We start from the raw sequence: 15,957 nt of genomic DNA, 5'->3' as shown, positions 1-15,957 counted from the left end.
GATGGCAAACAGGGGCGCGACCCTAGCGTTTCAGCTCAATTTCAAGGAACACGATCTCAGTTGAGGTTTCGTTAAGTACGTCATGCTGGACGCCGGCCTTGCGAAAATAGGATTTCCCGGCGGCAAGCTGAGCCTTGGACCTTTCGCCATTGGGCGCGACGATGGTCATCTCGCCGGCGGCGACCGGAACGATCACATAGTCCATGCCATGGGTGTGATGACCGGTGGCGCTGCCGGGGGCAAGCCGCCATTCCGTCACCCGGACCTCTTCGTTGTCGACCTGAACCTCGGACTGGGCGGCAAGCACTGGGAGCTCCTTCTAGGGTACGAAAACCATGAAGACGTAGACGGCAAATACCACCATATGCACCAGGCCGAACAGGACATTGGTCCTGCCCGTGCCGAAGGTCAGCATGCTCAGGAAGAAGGTCAGCAGCAGGAGCACGCTGCCCTGGGCGCCGAGGCCGAGCTCGAGCTCCTTGTCGAGCGCGTAAGTGGCGACGCCGACGGCAGGAATGGTCAGGCCGATGGTCGCGAGCGACGATCCCAGAGCGAGGTTGATGCTCTTCTGGAGGTCGTTCTGGCGGGCCGCCGAGACGGCCGCGACGCCTTCCGGCATCAGGATCAGAAGCGCGACCAGAAGCCCGGCAAAGGCCGGCGGCGCGCCGATCTTGGCCGCGACGGCGTCGACCACCAGCGAGAACTTCTTGGAGAGCAGCACGACCGCTAGCAGCGCGATCAGCAGCAGCACGACGCTGAGCACCAGCATCCTGCCCGACAGATGCACCTCGCCGCTGCCGCCGTACGCCCGCTCGTGGACGAAGTAATCCTTGTGCAGGACCGTCTGGGTGTAGAGAAACACCGCATAGAGCGCCAGCGTGACCACGTCGACGAAGCCGAGCTGGACCGCCGAATAGACCGGCCCCGGCGTGGTGGTGGTGTAGTTCGGCAGGATCAGCGTGATGGTCGCGAGCGCGAACAGGACGCTGAGATAGACGTTGGCGCCGGAGAGCTGAAAACCCTGCTCGCGATAGCGCAGGCCGCCGATGAAGATGCAGAGCCCGACGAGGCCGTTGCAGACGATCATGACCACGGCGAACACGGTGTCGCGGGCCAGTGCCGGGGCGGGCTTTTCGCCCAGCATGATCGTGGTGATCAGCGCGACCTCGATGATGGTCACCGAGAGCGTCAGCACCAGCGTGCCATAGGGTTCGCCGACCCGCTCCGCGATCACCTCGGCATGATGAACCGCCGCGAACACCGTGCCGAACAGGATGACCAGAAGGACGACGGTGAAGAGAAGACCGCCAAACGACAGCGTGAAGACGTAATCCGTGGCGCTGACGGCTGCGAACAACAGCAGGGACAGCGCCGGAAAGACCCAGGCCGACCGGGGCATCGGATCATGCGCGCTCATCCATCGGCTCCAACTACGAAAGCGAGCAATAGCAAATCGGCCGGCAGATTCAATGCCAGTGCAGGATCGGTGCGACCGGCAGGAACGTCAGCAACAGGAACAGCGGGATCAGCACGGCGCCGGCGCGCAGGAGATAACCGAAGAAGCTCGGCATCGCGATGCCGTTCTCGCGGGCGATGCTGCTCACCATGAAGTTCGGCGCGTTGCCGATATAGGTGAGCGCTCCCATGTAGACCGCTCCCATGGAGATCGAGGCGAGCGTGCCCGAGAGCTGATGCATCAGCACCTGCGGATTGCCGCCGGCGAGCTCGAAGAACAGCAGATAGGTCGGCGCATTGTCGAGGAACGCGGACATCAGGCCGGTGAACCAGAAATAGACGACCTCGCGCGGTGCGCCATCCGGCGCCGTCACCGCCGACAGCAGCCAGGCGAACGCGCCGTGATGGCCGGCATTCAGCATGGCAATGACCGGGATGATGGCGACGAAGATGCCCGCGAACAGTTTTGCGACCTCGCGGATCGGCTCCCAGGTGAAGCCGTTGGCCTGCCTGTGCTCGTCGGGCGTCAGCCACACCGACAGCGCCGCGATGGCCAGCAGCGCCAGGTTGCGCGCGACGTCCTCCAGCTCCAGCTTGGTGCCGAAAATGTCGAAAGCGATGTCGGGCCTCCACATCGCCGAGGCGAGAAGGCTGGCGACAACGGCTGCGATCAGCACCAGATTGACGAGGCCGCGGATGCGCAACGGCTCTCCCCGGCCTGTGACGGCGGGCGGCGGCTCACTGCGAAAGCGCCAGACGTCGACGACGGCGAAGATCGCGAGCAGCAGGACGGCGACGAGTGCGGTCTGCAACCAGATGGTCCGCGTGGTCCAGAAGAAGTCAACGCCATGCAGGAAGCCGACGAACAGCGGGGGATCGCCGAGCGGGCTCAGCGCGCCGCCGACATTGGCCACCAGGATGATAAAGAAGATGACGACATGGGTGTTGTGGCGCCGCTGCCGGTTGGCGCGGATCAAGGGGCGGATCAGGATCATCGCGGCACCCGTGGTGCCGACGATGCTCGCCCCCAGCGTGCCGAGCGCGAGGATGCCGACATTCGCCGCCGGCGTGCCCTTGATGTCGCCCGTGATGAGGATGCCGCCGGCCACGACATAGAGCGCGAACAGCAGCACGATGAAGCCGAGATATTCGGCGAGCATGGCATGGACCAGCGCCGCCAGTGTCGCCATGCCGCCGGCGAAGACCACGAGCGCGGCGAGCGCCAGCAGCGACCAGGCAGCGGTGATCTTGCCGTAATGGTGATGCCAGATCTTCGGCAACAGCAGCGGCCCCATTGCAATCGACAGCAACAAGCCGGCAAAGGGCAGCGCATAGGGCCAGCGCATCGCCGCACCATCGAGGCCGGTCGCGGCAAGCGCATTCTGCGGCAGAAGCGTCAAACAGGAGACGGCGAGCGCAGGGATGTAACGTTGAGCCAAGCCGTCAGCCGCCAATGAAGCCTCTCGCGGTTTCGATCGCGCCATATTGATCGAGATCGTCGTGCCCGCCGCCCTCCATGCGAACGAACCGCTTGGGCTCGCGGGCGAGTGCGAACAGACGCTCTCCGAAGACGATCGAAATGACATGGTCATTGGTGCCATGCATGACGAGCAGCGGCACCGTGACGCGCGACATGCGCTGGTCCGAATGGAAGGGGTCACGCATCAGAAGGCGGACCGGAACGAACCAGAACGATGCCCCCGCAATGTCGGCCGTCGAGGTATAGGGCGCCTCCAGGATGAGTTTTCCAACGCGATGCTCCGAGGCGAGCGCGACTGCGACGCCCGTCCCGAGCGAAAAGCCCCAGGCGACGATTCGTTCCGCCGCATAACGCGCGGTGGTGAACGCGTAGGCGGCGGCAGCGTCGCGCAGCAGGCCCTGCTCGCTCGGCACCCCGCTCGAGCCGCCATAGCCGCGATAGGACAACGCAACGAGGCCGGTGCCGTCGGCGGTCATCGCCTTGAAACGGCCGACGCGGCCGGCGAGAAAATCGCCATTGCCGTGGAAGTAGAGGATCACGGAACGACCGGGCTTGGCCGGCACGTGCCAGACGATGACCTGCTCGCCATCAGACGTGGTCAGGACATGCTCTTGTGCCTCGGGAAGGCCCGCAGCATCGGGTGCGGTGCGGCCAACGGGCGGGATCGGAAACAGCATCTCGCGCTGGCGGACGTACAGCACGACGAGACCGACGAGATAGACGGTCACGAGCAGGATGGCGATCCACTTGACGATTGTCATCATTTGCGCGGCCGGCCCCTCGGTTGAGACTAGGGCTTGCGACGGCTCCACAGCAATTTCATGACGTCGGGCCGCAGGCTCGCCGGAACGTCGCGGCAGCCGCACGCCGCCTTGTGGGCAGCGTGCCAGGCGATGCGCTGCTCGCGCGTCGCTTTGGGCGGCATGCGATGGGACTGGTGCCATTCCTAATTGATGGCCACGGTCCGCGCGCCTGGCGCTACATCGCCTTGACGATGTTCTCGGTGACCTTCTTGGCGTCGCCGAGCAGCATCATGGTATTGTCGCGGTAGAACAGCGGATTGTCGATGCCAGCATAGCCAGAGGCCAGCGAGCGCTTGATGAACATCACCGTGCCGGCCTTCCAGACCTGGAGCACCGGCATGCCGTAGATCGGCGAAGTCTTGTCCTCTTCGGCCGCCGGGTTGGTGACGTCGTTGGCGCCGATCACGAAGGCGATGTCGGCCTGCGCGAATTCGCTGTTGATGTCCTCGAGCTCGAACACCTCGTCATAGGGCACATTGGCTTCCGCGAGCAGAACGTTCATGTGGCCAGGCATGCGGCCGGCGACCGGGTGAATGGCGTATTTCACCTCGACGCCTTCCTTCTTGAGCATGTCCGCCATCTCGCGCAGCGCGTGCTGCGCCTGCGCCACCGCCATGCCGTAGCCGGGCACGATGATGACCTTGGAGGCATTCTTCATGATGAAGGCGGCATCGTCCGCCGAGCCGAGCTTGGCGGGCTTCTGCTCGCCCGTGGCGCCGCCGGCCGCCGCGGTCTCGCCGCCGAAGCCGCCGAGGATGACCGAGATGAAGGACCGGTTCATCGCGTGGCACATGATGTAGGACAGGATCGCGCCGGAGGAGCCGACCAGCGCGCCGGTGATGATCAGCGCGGAATTGCCCAGCGTGAAGCCGATGCCGGCGGCCGCCCAGCCGGAATAGGAGTTCAGCATCGAGATCACGACCGGCATGTCGGCGCCGCCGATCGGGATGATCATGAGCACGCCGAGCGCCAGCGCGATGATGGTGATCATCCAGAAGTCGAACGCGCCGCCGGTGAGGACGAGACGGACGATGAAGAACACCAGCGCCACGGCGAGCGCGATGTTGATGATGTGACGGGCCGGCAGGATGATCGGCGCGCCGCTCATGCGCGCGGACAGCTTCAGGAACGCGATCACCGAGCCGGTGAAGGTCAGCGCGCCGATGGCGACGCCGAGCGACATTTCGACCAGACTTGATGCATGAATGGCGCCAGGCTTGCCGATGTCGAAGGCCTCCGGCGCGTAGAACGCGCCGGCGGCGACCAGCACCGCGGCCATGCCGACCAGCGAGTGGAAGGCGGCGACCAGTTCCGGCATCGAGGTCATCGGCACGCGACGGGCGATCACCGCGCCGATGCCGCCGCCGATCGCGACCGCGAGGATCACGAGGACCCAGGCCACGCCATCGGCCGGCGGATGGCTCGCCAGCGTGGTGGCGACCGCGATCGCCATGCCGATCATGCCGAACAGATTGCCCTGGCGCGAGGTTGCCGGGCTCGACAGCCCGCGCAGCGACAGGATGAACAGCACCCCCGCCACGAGATACAAGAATGCAGAGAGATTGGCGCTCATCTCAGGTCCCCATTGATCCCTTCAGCCCGAGGTGGCCGCTTACTTCGACTTCTTCTTGTACATCGCCAGCATGCGCTGGGTGACAAGGAAGCCGCCGAAGATGTTCACGCAGGCGAAGACGAGCGCGACGAAGCCGAAGCCGCGCGCCCAGCCCGAGCCGCTCGAAACCATGCCGACGCCGACGGCGAGCAGCGCGCCGACCACGATCACCGAGGAGATCGCGTTGGTCACGCTCATCAGCGGCGTGTGCAGCGCGGGCGTCACCGACCACACCACGAAATAACCGACGAAGACGGCGAGAACGAAGATCGACAGCCGGAAGATGAAGGGGTCGACGACCTGTGCAGCGTGCTCCATGGCGGCTCTCCTTAAACCTTCGGCTGGAAGTTCGGGTGGATCACGGCGCCGTCCTTCGTCAGCGCAGTGGCCTTGACGAGCTCGTCGTCCCAATTCACGGCGAGCTTCTTCTCCTTCTTGTCGACCATGGTCTCGATGAAGGAGAACAGATTGCGGGCATAGAGGCTGGAGGCCGAGGCTGCGACGCGGCCGGCGACGTTGGTGTAGCCGACGATCTTGATGCCATCGACATCGACGACCTCGCCCGGCTTCGCACCCTCGACATTGCCGCCGCGCTCGACGGCGAGGTCGACGAGCACCGAGCCGGGCTTCATCGACTTGACCATGTCGGCACTGACAAGTTTCGGCGCCGGGCGGCCCGGAATCAGCGCAGTGGTGATGACGATGTCCTGCTTCTTGATGTGCTCGGCGGTGAGCGCGGCCTGCTTAGCCTGGTATTCTTTCGACATTTCCTTGGCGTAGCCGCCGGCGGTCTGCGCGTTCTTGAACTCCTCGTCCTCGACGGCGAGGAATTTCGCGCCGAGGGATTCCACCTGCTCCTTGGTGGCGGGCCGCACGTCGGTCGCGGTCACGACGGCGCCGAGACGGCGCGCGGTCGCGATCGCCTGGAGGCCGGCGACGCCGACGCCCATCACGAACACCTTTGCGGCAGGCACGGTGCCGGCTGCGGTCATCATCATCGGAAAGGCGCGGCCGAAGGCTTCGGCGCCCTCGATCACGGCGCGGTAGCCGGCGAGGTTGGCCTGCGAGGACAGCACGTCCATCACCTGCGCTCGGGTGATGCGCGGCATCAATTCCATCGCGAAGGCGGCGATGCCGGCATCGGCCATCGTCTTCAGCGCGGCATCGTTGCCGTAGGGGTCCATGATGGCGATGACGAGGGTGCCGCGCTTGTACTGCGCCAGCTCGGATGCCTCAGGGCGCTTCACCTTGATGATGATGTCGGCGTCCTTGAGCGCGTCAGCGCTGACGGTGGCGCCGGCCGCGGTGAATTCGGAATCCGGAAGCCCCGACTTGATGCCGGCACCCGGCTCGACGGCGATCTCGGCGCCCAACGCCTTGAACTTCTTCACCGTATCAGGCGAAGCGGCGACCCGCGGCTCCGACGGATCTATTTCTTTGGCAACGGCGATCTTCATAGGCCCTCCAGCGACGCGGACAAAAGCGCGCACGCGAACTTAGCGTTACTCCCGCAACGTTTGGATACCGGTTTTGAAACCGGCTTGTATGCAAAATTAATGAGCAGCCGCCGGCGTTGGCGGATGCAGCCGACGATGGATCAGGTCAGAAAGACCGCCATCAGGATCACGATGAGCGCGACCGAGACCGTGCCGTACTTCACCAGCTTGATGAAGCCCTCATAGGTCTGCTCGTGGGCAACGTAGTCGTTGCCGTCGGCGGTGGTGTATGCCACTTCGCTATGGTCAGCCATGGAATGTCCCCAGTCGAACGTCGAATTCTCGGGCTGGGATACCTGAAAGATTTAGACAGGGCAACGGCACCGAGGCGGGGTTTTCCCGCAAATCGGGTCATTTGGAATTCCAATTGTCCCGGATCCAGCGCGCGAGGCTCTCCTCGCTGACTTCGCCGGCAGCGAGAGAGAGGATGATCGTTGTCGCTTCTGCGGGATCGGGGCTGAAAGCTACGCCGTTCTTGCGAAGAAAAGCCATCATGGTCATGAAGGCGATGCGCTTGTTTCCGTCGACGAATGCATGATTTTTCGCGAGGTCGAATGCATAGGCTGCAGCGAGTTCGTCCAACGGCGCCTGTCCATAGCGCCATTTGTTGATCGGGCGCTCCAGCGCCGAGCGCAGCATGCCTTCGTCGCGCAATCGCGGCGCACCGCCGAAGCGCCGGAGCTGTCGACCATGAATTGCGACAGCCTGCTCGTAGGTGACCCAGAGCGGCTCCTGAGGATCGCTCATGCGCATCGCCAGCTATTTTGCGAGCGCAGCGAGCGTGTCGCGATACTTATCCATGATCTCGTCGGCGATCTCCATCGTCCGCTCGAAATCGGGGTCGTAGGGCAGCAGCTGAAAACCACCACCAGGCAATTCCACCACATGCAATTGCTGGCCGCGCTTGAGATCGAGGCGCTGCATCAGCTCGCGTGGCAACAGCAAACCATCCGAATTGCCGATCTTCTTGATCTCAATTTTCATGGCTGACCTCCGGCGCGTTATACACTTGTATAACACAACCAACAGAGTCGGTTCAACGGATGTTTTACGGATGGCGAATGCGTCAGCCCATCGCCTCCAGCTCGTCGATCATCCCGGCGATGACGCTGAGCCCGCCGTCCCAGAATTTCGGGTCCTTCGCATCGAGCCCGAACGGCCGCAGCAGCTCGGAATAGTGCTTGGTGCCGCCGGCGGCGAGCATGTCGAGATAGCGCTCGGCGAAACCCTCGGCCGCGTTCTCGTAGACGGCATAGAGCGAGTTCACGAGACAGTCGCCGAACGCGTAGGCGTAGACGTAGAACGGCGAATGGATGAAGTGCGGGATGTACATCCAGTAGTTCTCGTAACCCGCCTTGATCTCGATCGCCGGCCCGAGGCTCTCGCCCTGCACCGACAGCCAGATCTCGCCGAGCCGCGTCGCGGTGAGCTCGCCGTTCTTGCGCTCGGTGTGGACCGCACGCTCGAAGGAATAGAATGCTATCTGCCGCACCACGGTGTTGATCATGTCCTCGACCTTGCCGGCGAGCAGCGCCTGGCGCTGCTTCGCGCTCTTGGTCTGGGCCAGCAGCCGCTTGAAGGTGAGCATTTCGCCGAACACGCTCGCGGTCTCCGCCAGGGTCAGCGGCGTCGGCGCCATCAGCGCGCCGTTCTTTGCCGCGAGCACCTGATGGACGCCATGGCCGAGCTCATGCGCGAGCGTCATCACGTCGCGCGGCTTGCCCTGGTAGTTCATGAGCACGTAAGGGTGCGCCGACGGCGTGGTCGGATGCGAGAACGCACCGGGCGCCTTGCCCGGCCGCACCGGCGCGTCGATCCAGCGGTCGGTGAAGAAGCGCTCGGCGATATCGGCCATTTTAGGCGAGAAGCCGCGATAGGCCGTCAGCACCATGCTGCGCGCCTCCGGCCAGGCGATGACATCGGTCGCCGCAAAAGGCAGCGGCGCGTTGCGGTCCCAATAGGCCAGCCGCTTCTTGCCGAACCATTTCGCCTTCAGCGCATAATAGCGATGCGACAGCTTCGGATAGGCCGCCCGAACCGAGGCGACCAGCGCGTCGACGACCTCGCGCTCGACGCGGTTGTTCAGATGGCGGGAATCGGCAACGTCCTTGAAGCCGCGCCAGCGGTCGGAGATGTCCTTGTCCTTGGCCAGCGTGTTGGTGATCAGCGCAAAGGTGCGCTCATTGGCCTTGAAGGTCTTCGCCAGCGCCTCCGCCGCGCTTCTGCGCTTGGAGCCGTCACGGTCCTGCAACAGGTTGAGCGTCGGCTCGATCGCGAGCTCCTTGGTGCCGACCTTGAAGCGCAGGCCGGAGATGGTCTGGTCGAACAGCCGGTTGAAGGCTGAATAGCCGGTCTGCGCCTTCTCCAGGAAAAGCTGCTCCAGCTTGTCATCGAGCTGGTACGGCTTCTCCTTGCGCAGATCCTCGATCCAGGGACGGTAGTGCGCGAGCTCGGCGGCCTGCATCGCGCGATTCAAAATATCGTCATCGATCCGGTTGAGCTCGAGCGCGAAGAACAACAGATGCGTGGACGCCGCCGTCAATCGCTCGGACACGTCGCCGTAAAACTTTGAAATCGCAGGGTCCACACTGTCGCCGGCATGGACAAGCCCGGCATAGGAGCCAAGACGGCCGGCGAGATCGTCGATCGCCTCATAGCGTCGCACCGCCTCGGCGAGCCACTTTCCGCCATCTTCGTTTGCTGTCCCTGTCGCCAGCTTGCCCCTGTAGTCCGTCTCGAAGGCGATGCAGTTGGCATCCAGCTTTTCGAGATCGCGCGCCACCTCCGGCGCCGCGATCCCGGAATAGAGGTCGGCCAGGTTCCACTCCGGAAGCTTGCCGGTCTTGCTCGCAGCTTTGGAGGGTGCAGCTTTGGAGGGTCTTGCCTTGGCGGCGGATTTTTTGGTGCTTGGCTTGCGGGGAGCGGGCTTGCCGGGAGCAGACTTCTTGAGAGCGGTCTTGTTCAAGGCAGACTTGTTCAAGGCGGACTTGTTCAAGGCGGACTTGGAGCGCGAATTCATTGTGTGGGAAACCTGTGTTCAACAATCGCGGCGGCAGGCGGGGACATCAAGGTTTAAGCGTGCGTTAATCGGCTTCGGCCAGAGTGCCCCGATTCGAGACAGATAGTAGTAGCGTGCGGGGAACACCATGGCTGCCAGTATTTTGATCGCCGACGACGACGCTGTAGCCCGCCGGCTGGTCGAGAACATGGTGCAGAAATGCGGCTATGAGACGGTCGTCGTGGACTCCGGTGACGCCGCAATTGCCGCCCTCACTGCCCCCGACGGACCAACCATCGACGCCGTCATCCTCGATCTCGTGATGCCCGGCCTCGACGGCATGGGCGTATTGGCGAAGATCCGCGAAGCGGGGCTGAGCGTCCCCGTCATCGTGCAGACCGCCCATGGCGGCATCGACAACGTGATCTCCGCGATGCGCGCGGGCGCGGCCGATTTCGTCGTCAAGCCGGTCGGCGTCGAGCGGCTCCAGGTCTCGCTTCGCAACGCGCTCAACACGTCCGCGCTCAAGGGCGAATTGCAGCGCATCCGTCACAGCCGCGAAGGACGGCTCACCTTCTCCGACATCATCACCCGCTCCGAAGCGATGACGGGCGTGATGCGCGCCGCCCAGAAGGCGGCAAACTCCGCGATCCCCGTGCTGATTGAGGGCGAGTCCGGCGTCGGCAAGGAGATGTTCGCGCGCGCCATCCATGGCAGCGGCGAGCGCAAGGCCAAGCCGTTCGTTGCGGTCAATTGCGGCGCAATTCCCGATAACCTCGTCGAGTCCATCCTGTTCGGCCATGAGAGGGGCGCCTTCACCGGCGCCACCGAGCGGCACACGGGCAAGTTCGTCGAGGCTCATGGCGGCACGCTGTTTCTGGACGAGGTCAGCGAGCTGCCGCTGACGGCGCAGGTGAAGCTGCTGCGCGCGCTCCAGGAAGGCGCCGTGGAATCGGTCGGCGGCCGCAAACCGGTCAAGGTCGATGTCCGCATCATCTCGGCCACCAATCGCAAGCTGCTGGAGCGGGTGAAGCAGGGACATTTCCGGGAAGACCTGTTCTACCGGCTGCACGTGCTGCCACTGACGATCCCCTCGCTCCGCGCGCGGCGTGAGGACATCCCGCACCTGCTCAGGCATTTCATCACGCGCTTTGCCGCCGAGGAGAACCGCCCGATCACGGGGATCAGCGGCGAGGTGGTGGCCCATCTTGCCCAGCTCGACTGGCCCGGCAACATCCGCCAGCTCGAGAACGCGGTCTATCGCGCCGTGGTGATGAGCGATGGGGACCAGCTCGGTCTCGGCGACTTCCCCCTGCTGGCCTCGCAGGCGCATCCCGTCACGGATATTCCGACCGCTCCGCTGTTGCTCGAGCCGGCGGCGACGCCCTCCCTGGTGTCGGGTAATGAAATACCAATCGCCCCGCTCCCCGCGGTGGGAACGCTGTCCATGCTCACTGCGACCGGGGATGTTCGCCCGCTGGAGGCCATGGAGAACGAGATCATCCGTTTCGCCATCTCGCATTATCGCGGCCAGATGTCCGAAGTGGCTCGCCGACTCAAAATCGGCCGCTCGACGCTCTACCGCAAACTCGACGAGGCCGGGGTTCCCGGGCATGGCGGCAAAAGCGGCGAGGAGACGCATTGAGCCCAGTGCGAACGAAGCTTCGCGCGGCGGTGCGAGATCGCTCTAAGCCGTTCGCGTGACGACGGAATTCGTCTGCGGTTTGAACCGTGACTTGGAAGTGACAGACAGAGGGAAAAGCGCGTGGCAGAAGCGTACAATCCGTTGCCAAGAGGCTCCCTTGAAGTCAGTTTGTCGTGAGTTGTCCCGGGTAGCGCTGGCTGCAAAATCGGGGCCTGTATATCGTCTGCGTCAGAATCGTTGCGTGCAGGCGTGCAACTTTCGAGAGGCCGGCGCGGTTTAGCCGAAACATCAATAAGCGATAACGAAGCTGTTCCACGAAGGAACAGTTCACCCGAGGGGTGCGACACAATGCTTGACTGTTTGAACCACCGTGTGGGCTTTGACCGTGTCTTGATGACGGTCGCGGCGACCTTCCTCACGGTGTCGGCCAGCTCGGCCCTGGCGCAGGATCTGCCGCGCAGCAGCGCCGCCGAACTCGCGATCGAAGCCGCGATCCCGCGCCCCGAGCCCGCAAACGTCCCGCCCCCGACTGCAGCAGACATCAAGATCGACACCACCGCGACGCTTCAGGACGGCGCCAAGGAGTCTGCGAAGGCTGACGCGGCACCATCGGCCGCACCCAGACCTTCGGACGTCGCCACTACGCCTGCCACTGACGCGCCCAAGAACGACACAGCCAAAACTGAACCGCCAAAGACGGAACCGGCAAAGACCGAGCCCGCCAAGGCCGACACCGCTACGACAGCACCGACCGCTCCGGCTGCTGCGACCGCTCCGGCCGCCGAGCCGGTGAAAGCCGCAAGCAACGTTCCCGCCGCCGACCAGCCGGTCGCGGACAAGCTCAAGGACATCATCGGCGCCAAGACCTCGCGGCACTTCGACCGCAAGAACGAACGTGCAGCGATTGAGAAGTTCTACGGCGCACGCGACTACACGCCGGTCTGGACGCAAGGCGGCAACCTGACTGCCGCGGCCAAGGGTGTAATCGCGCGGCTCAAGGATGCGGCCTCCGACGGCCTCAATCCCGCCGACTATCCGGTGCCGGATTTCGCCGCCACGACCCCCGATGCGCTGGCTGATGCCGAACTCAAGCTCACCGCCAGCATGTTCGACTATGCGCGCCATGCCCAGAGCGGCCGCATGCATTGGTCGCAGGCGAGCGGCGACATTCTCTATCCCGAGCATCCGGTCGATCCCGGCGAAGTGCTCGCCAAGGTTACGACGGCGGCGGACGCCTCCGCGGCGCTCGAGAGTTACAACCCGCCGCACAAGCTCTACAAGGAGCTGAAGGCCAAGCTCGCCGAGCTGCGCGGCCAGGGCAGCGGTCCGGCGATCGAGATCGCCGACGGCCCCGCGTTGAAATACACCCCGGCCGGCAAGAAGCAGGCCGAGATCGTCGTGGAAGATCCGCGCGTGCCGCAGCTGCGCGCCAAGCTCGGCCTCGCCGAGAACGCGGGCGACACCCGCTATGACGCGGCGGTCGCCGAAGCCGTGCGCAAATTCCAGAGCGGCGCTGAGTTGAAGGCGACCGGCATCCTCGACGACAAAACGGTGAAGGCGCTCAACACCCCCAAGCGCGACAAGCAGATCGACGTGGTGCTGGTGAACATGGAACGCTGGCGCTGGCTGCCGCGCGAGCTCGGCGCGCCGTCGCTGGGTGATGCCTATGTCATCCTCAACATTCCCGATTTCACTTTGAAAGTGATGCAACGCGGCCAGCAGGTCTGGACCACACGCGTCGTCACCGGCAAGCCGGGCAAGCAAGCCACCCCGCTCCTCACCGAGACGATGAAGTACATCACGGTGAACCCGACCTGGAATGTGCCGCCATCCATCGTTTACAACGAGTACCTGCCGGCATTGCAGCAGGACCCGACCGTGCTTCAACGCATGGGCCTGAGGCTTGAGCAAAACCGCGACGGCTCGGTGCACATTTCGCAGCCGCCGGGCGAAGCCAACGCGCTCGGCCGCATCCGCTTCAACTTCCCGAACAAGTTCCTCGTCTATCAACACGACACGCCGGACAAGCACTTGTTCGCCAAGGAAGAGCGCGCCTTCAGCCATGGCTGCATGCGCGTGCAGAATCCGGATCAGTACGCCTCCGTTCTACTCAACATCGTCATGCCGAACGAGAAGTACACGCCGGAGCGCATCCGCAGCATGTACGGCAAGAGCGAGATCGACCTGAAATTCCCGACGCCGATTCCGGTCAACATCACCTATCAGACCGCGTTCGTGGATGAGGCCGGCAAGCTGCAATTCCGCAAGGACGTCTATGGTCGCGACGCGGTCATGATCAACGTCCTGAAGAACAATCGCGGCAAGGACCTCGAGGCCGTCGTGGCACATTCCCAGCCGAGCTATTCGCGTCCGGCGACGACGCTGCCCTCGGGCGTGGCCGTGGCCAACAACGGCAGCGGCTTCGGCTCGTCCGGGCCGAACTTCTTCGAGCGGCTGTTCGGGGCGCCCACCCAGGCCGTGCCGCCGGCACCGGTCGGCCGCCGTCCGCAACAGCAGCAGCGGGTGTTTACCCGCTGACGCCTGCCCGGCCCTCCGACTTCCTGAAATTCTGCAACGAAATCAGCGACCCCATCCCCGATGGGGTCGTCTGACGTTAACCATGTCCCACCGTCCACCCGGGCAGCGGGCGTTTTTTTGCCACAGTCAACCGCTTAGGATCGTATTCTGACTTGGTTTGGGGGCGAGAAGGTCAACCTCAAATTAACCTTCTCGCTTTAAGAAAGCGTTCATCCTCTTTCGCGCTGCTAACGGGGTTGGCGGGAGAGTCCATTTGAACGCTCGTCGACTGGGTGGGCTCATACGTGCTGACTTGTCTCGCACGCCAATTCGCTGTGCTGTCGTTGTCCCATGCGGGCGTGAAGGCCGGGTCCCGAATCGGCCTTGCCGCTGCATTGCTGCTTGCGGCGGCCGGTTCGGTTCATGACGCCGCCGCGCTGAACGAGACCAAGACGCTCTCGTTCCACCACACCCATTCCGGCGAAGACCTCACTGTCACCTTCAAGCGCGACGGGCGCTACGACGAAGCGGCGCTGAAGCAGCTCAACCATTTCCTGCGCGACTGGCGCAGCCAGGAGCAGACGGTGATGGACCGTCGCCTGTTCGACATCCTCTGGGAAGTCTACAAGGACGTCGACGGCAAGCAGCCGATCCAGATCATCTCCGCCTACCGCTCTCCCGCCACCAACGCCATGCTCCGCCGACGCTCCTCCGGCGTGGCGCGCTTCAGCCAGCACACGCTGGGCCATGCAATGGACTTCTACATCCCCGGCGTGCCGCTGGAGCAGATCCGCTTCGCCGGCCTGCGCCTGCAGCGCGGCGGTGTCGGTTTCTATCCGACCTCGGGCTCGCCCTTCGTGCATCTCGACACCGGCAGTGTCCGGCACTGGCCGCGCATGACGCATGACCAGCTCGCCCGTGTATTCCCGGATGGAAAGACGGTGCATCTGCCGACCGACGGCACGCCACTGAAGAACTATGAGCTCGCCAAGGCCGAGATCGAGCGACGCGGCAGCGGCGACGATGCCGGCAGCAAGCCGAATTTCTTCGCCGCCTTGTTCAGGAGCAAGCCGGCAGCTCCGGCCGCCAGCGACGAGGATGACGAGGGCGCGCCCGCCCCGGCCGCAAAGCCGGCGGCACCGACCGTCGTCGCAGCCGCCGCCAAGCCCGCCGAGCCGGTGCCGACGCCGCGCGCCAAGCCGCAGATCGCCGCCACGATCCAGCTCGCCTCGGCCGATGCGCAGATCGTTGCGCCGCCCAAGCCGAAGCCCGCGCCCGTGGCTGACAAGCCCGCGACCGGCAAGCCTGTTGACGGAAAGCCGGAGACCCCGGCCGACATCATCAATGCGCGCGGTTTTTGGGATGACGTTCCGGCCACGCCGCAGCAAGCGACGCCGGCGCAGGTCGCCGCGCTGAAGGCGCGCCAGGCGCTGGCCGCGGCCACCGATCCGCAGCCAACCGCGAGCGTGTCCAACGCGGCCCTCCAAGCCCTGGCTTTCGCGCCAGCGGCCTCCCCGGTCGACCGCGCCAATGTCGTCGCCGCCTCCGCGCCGATTCCGCGCACCGCCCGCCCCCGCAGCCTGGCTCAGGCCACGGAGATCGACACGGTGGTCGGCAAGAGCATCGACGGCAAGATCGCAACCGCGACCCGTCTCTCCGCGGCCAAGGGCGAGAGCATCTGGCTCAAGATCGTGATGCTGTCGCCGAGCGCCAGCCGCGCGATGTCGGTGACGCTGATGGGCGAGCTCGATACCGCGGCGCTGCGCGGCTATTTCGTCAAGCCGAAGGCCGTGCTCGCGATGGGCTTCTCCGACGACCCGATGCAGGGCCTGTCCTGCGACAATTTCTCGGGCAGCGCGACCGCAAAGCTCGAGACGACGTCGTTCGTCATGCGCACCGCCGCGCTGCGCTGAGTCCTCTGTACCCGCAAAACTCTCTCTGTTCGTCCTTG

The 15,957-nt window shown here is 64.4% G+C and carries 16 protein-coding genes; 4 read left to right on the top strand and 12 right to left on the bottom strand.

The window, feature by feature from the left end:
* Positions 1-22 precede the first annotated feature (22 nt).
* The 12 genes from ACVWYQ_RS29280 to ACVWYQ_RS29225 form a co-directional block, all read right to left on the bottom strand.
* Positions 23-307: a cupin domain-containing protein gene (locus tag ACVWYQ_RS29280; RefSeq protein ID WP_128264157.1), complete on the bottom strand. Its 285-nt coding sequence runs from the start codon at positions 305-307 to the stop codon at positions 23-25.
* 12 nt (positions 308-319) lie between these two features.
* Entirely contained in the window at positions 320-1,417 is a 1,098-nt protein-coding gene (locus ACVWYQ_RS29275; RefSeq protein WP_404546043.1) for a calcium:proton antiporter, read from the bottom strand.
* 49 nt (positions 1,418-1,466) lie between these two features.
* Positions 1,467-2,801: a sodium:proton antiporter gene (locus ACVWYQ_RS29270; RefSeq protein ID WP_404546451.1), complete on the bottom strand. Its 1,335-nt coding sequence runs from the start codon at positions 2,799-2,801 to the stop codon at positions 1,467-1,469.
* 97 nt (positions 2,802-2,898) lie between these two features.
* On the bottom strand, positions 2,899-3,696 hold the full coding sequence (locus ACVWYQ_RS29265) for an alpha/beta hydrolase (RefSeq protein ID WP_404546449.1): 798 nt from the start codon (positions 3,694-3,696) through the stop codon (positions 2,899-2,901).
* Positions 3,697-3,725: 29 nt separating this feature from the next.
* Positions 3,726-3,860 carry a hypothetical protein gene (locus tag ACVWYQ_RS29260; RefSeq protein WP_404546041.1) on the bottom strand — a complete coding sequence of 45 codons (135 nt, stop codon included), beginning with the start codon at positions 3,858-3,860 and terminating at the stop codon, positions 3,726-3,728.
* Between the two features lie 53 nt (positions 3,861-3,913).
* Positions 3,914-5,311 carry an NAD(P)(+) transhydrogenase (Re/Si-specific) subunit beta gene (locus ACVWYQ_RS29255; protein ID WP_057028050.1) on the bottom strand — a complete coding sequence of 466 codons (1,398 nt, stop codon included), beginning with the start codon at positions 5,309-5,311 and terminating at the stop codon, positions 3,914-3,916.
* Between the two features lie 39 nt (positions 5,312-5,350).
* Complete coding sequence (locus ACVWYQ_RS29250) at positions 5,351-5,668, bottom strand: proton-translocating transhydrogenase family protein (RefSeq protein ID WP_035998681.1); 318 nt, start codon at positions 5,666-5,668, stop codon at positions 5,351-5,353.
* A gap of 11 nt (positions 5,669-5,679) precedes the next feature.
* Complete coding sequence (locus tag ACVWYQ_RS29245; RefSeq protein ID WP_157288160.1) at positions 5,680-6,807, bottom strand: Re/Si-specific NAD(P)(+) transhydrogenase subunit alpha; 1,128 nt, start codon at positions 6,805-6,807, stop codon at positions 5,680-5,682.
* A gap of 140 nt (positions 6,808-6,947) precedes the next feature.
* Positions 6,948-7,100: an aa3-type cytochrome c oxidase subunit IV gene (locus ACVWYQ_RS29240; protein WP_035998674.1), complete on the bottom strand. Its 153-nt coding sequence runs from the start codon at positions 7,098-7,100 to the stop codon at positions 6,948-6,950.
* Positions 7,101-7,197: 97 nt separating this feature from the next.
* Complete coding sequence (locus tag ACVWYQ_RS29235; protein WP_271542985.1) at positions 7,198-7,593, bottom strand: type II toxin-antitoxin system death-on-curing family toxin; 396 nt, start codon at positions 7,591-7,593, stop codon at positions 7,198-7,200.
* A gap of 12 nt (positions 7,594-7,605) precedes the next feature.
* Positions 7,606-7,830, bottom strand: coding sequence for an AbrB/MazE/SpoVT family DNA-binding domain-containing protein (locus ACVWYQ_RS29230; RefSeq protein WP_035998672.1), 225 nt, complete (start codon positions 7,828-7,830; stop codon positions 7,606-7,608).
* An 82-nt stretch (positions 7,831-7,912) separates the two neighbouring features.
* Positions 7,913-9,865 carry a M3 family oligoendopeptidase gene (locus tag ACVWYQ_RS29225; protein WP_456726614.1) on the bottom strand — a complete coding sequence of 651 codons (1,953 nt, stop codon included), beginning with the start codon at positions 9,863-9,865 and terminating at the stop codon, positions 7,913-7,915.
* Here ACVWYQ_RS29225 and ACVWYQ_RS29220 point away from each other — a divergent pair.
* The 4 genes from ACVWYQ_RS29220 (at position 9,774) to ACVWYQ_RS29205 (ending at position 15,919) form a co-directional block, all read left to right on the top strand.
* Positions 9,774-9,971 carry a hypothetical protein gene (locus tag ACVWYQ_RS29220; RefSeq protein ID WP_456726613.1) on the top strand — a complete coding sequence of 66 codons (198 nt, stop codon included), beginning with the start codon at positions 9,774-9,776 and terminating at the stop codon, positions 9,969-9,971. The two genes, ACVWYQ_RS29225 and ACVWYQ_RS29220, sit on opposite strands and share 92 nt — an antisense overlap.
* A 21-nt stretch (positions 9,972-9,992) precedes the next feature.
* Positions 9,993-11,489, top strand: a complete 1,497-nt coding sequence (locus ACVWYQ_RS29215; RefSeq protein WP_271542981.1) for a sigma-54-dependent transcriptional regulator — start codon at positions 9,993-9,995, stop codon at positions 11,487-11,489.
* 348 nt (positions 11,490-11,837) lie between these two features.
* On the top strand, positions 11,838-14,027 hold the full coding sequence (locus ACVWYQ_RS29210; RefSeq protein ID WP_404546037.1) for a L,D-transpeptidase family protein: 2,190 nt from the start codon (positions 11,838-11,840) through the stop codon (positions 14,025-14,027).
* A 284-nt stretch (positions 14,028-14,311) separates the two neighbouring features.
* Positions 14,312-15,919 (top strand): DUF882 domain-containing protein, encoded by a 1,608-nt coding sequence (locus ACVWYQ_RS29205; RefSeq protein ID WP_404546035.1) that lies wholly within the window; start codon positions 14,312-14,314, stop codon positions 15,917-15,919.
* The last annotated feature ends 38 nt before the right edge of the window (positions 15,920-15,957 follow it).

Source organism: Bradyrhizobium sp. USDA 3397 (assembly GCF_054060965.1).
Note: the sequence above shows the minus strand (reverse complement) of the source record. Positions and strands in the feature narration are given on the sequence as shown.

Excerpts from the sequence above, each read along its gene's own strand:
- ACVWYQ_RS29215 (WP_271542981.1), top strand. The coding sequence starts at position 9,993 with ATGGCTGCCAGTATTTTGATCGCCGACGACGACGCTGTAGCCCGCCGG.
- ACVWYQ_RS29275 (WP_404546043.1), bottom strand. The coding sequence starts at position 1,417 with ATGAGCGCGCATGATCCGATGCCCCGGTCGGCCTGGGTCTTTCCGGCG.
- ACVWYQ_RS29270 (WP_404546451.1), bottom strand. The coding sequence starts at position 2,801 with ATGCGCTGGCCCTATGCGCTGCCCTTTGCCGGCTTGTTGCTGTCGATT.
- ACVWYQ_RS29240 (WP_035998674.1), bottom strand. The coding sequence starts at position 7,100 with ATGGCTGACCATAGCGAAGTGGCATACACCACCGCCGACGGCAACGAC.
- ACVWYQ_RS29225 (WP_456726614.1), bottom strand. The coding sequence starts at position 9,865 with ATGAATTCGCGCTCCAAGTCCGCCTTGAACAAGTCCGCCTTGAACAAG.
- ACVWYQ_RS29235 (WP_271542985.1), bottom strand. The coding sequence starts at position 7,593 with ATGAGCGATCCTCAGGAGCCGCTCTGGGTCACCTACGAGCAGGCTGTC.
- ACVWYQ_RS29210 (WP_404546037.1), top strand. The coding sequence starts at position 11,838 with ATGCTTGACTGTTTGAACCACCGTGTGGGCTTTGACCGTGTCTTGATG.
- ACVWYQ_RS29230 (WP_035998672.1), bottom strand. The coding sequence starts at position 7,830 with ATGAAAATTGAGATCAAGAAGATCGGCAATTCGGATGGTTTGCTGTTG.
- ACVWYQ_RS29250 (WP_035998681.1), bottom strand. The coding sequence starts at position 5,668 with ATGGAGCACGCTGCACAGGTCGTCGACCCCTTCATCTTCCGGCTGTCG.
- ACVWYQ_RS29255 (WP_057028050.1), bottom strand. The coding sequence starts at position 5,311 with ATGAGCGCCAATCTCTCTGCATTCTTGTATCTCGTGGCGGGGGTGCTG.
- ACVWYQ_RS29260 (WP_404546041.1), bottom strand. The coding sequence starts at position 3,860 with ATGCCGCCCAAAGCGACGCGCGAGCAGCGCATCGCCTGGCACGCTGCC.
- ACVWYQ_RS29265 (WP_404546449.1), bottom strand. The coding sequence starts at position 3,696 with ATGACAATCGTCAAGTGGATCGCCATCCTGCTCGTGACCGTCTATCTC.
- ACVWYQ_RS29245 (WP_157288160.1), bottom strand. The coding sequence starts at position 6,807 with ATGAAGATCGCCGTTGCCAAAGAAATAGATCCGTCGGAGCCGCGGGTC.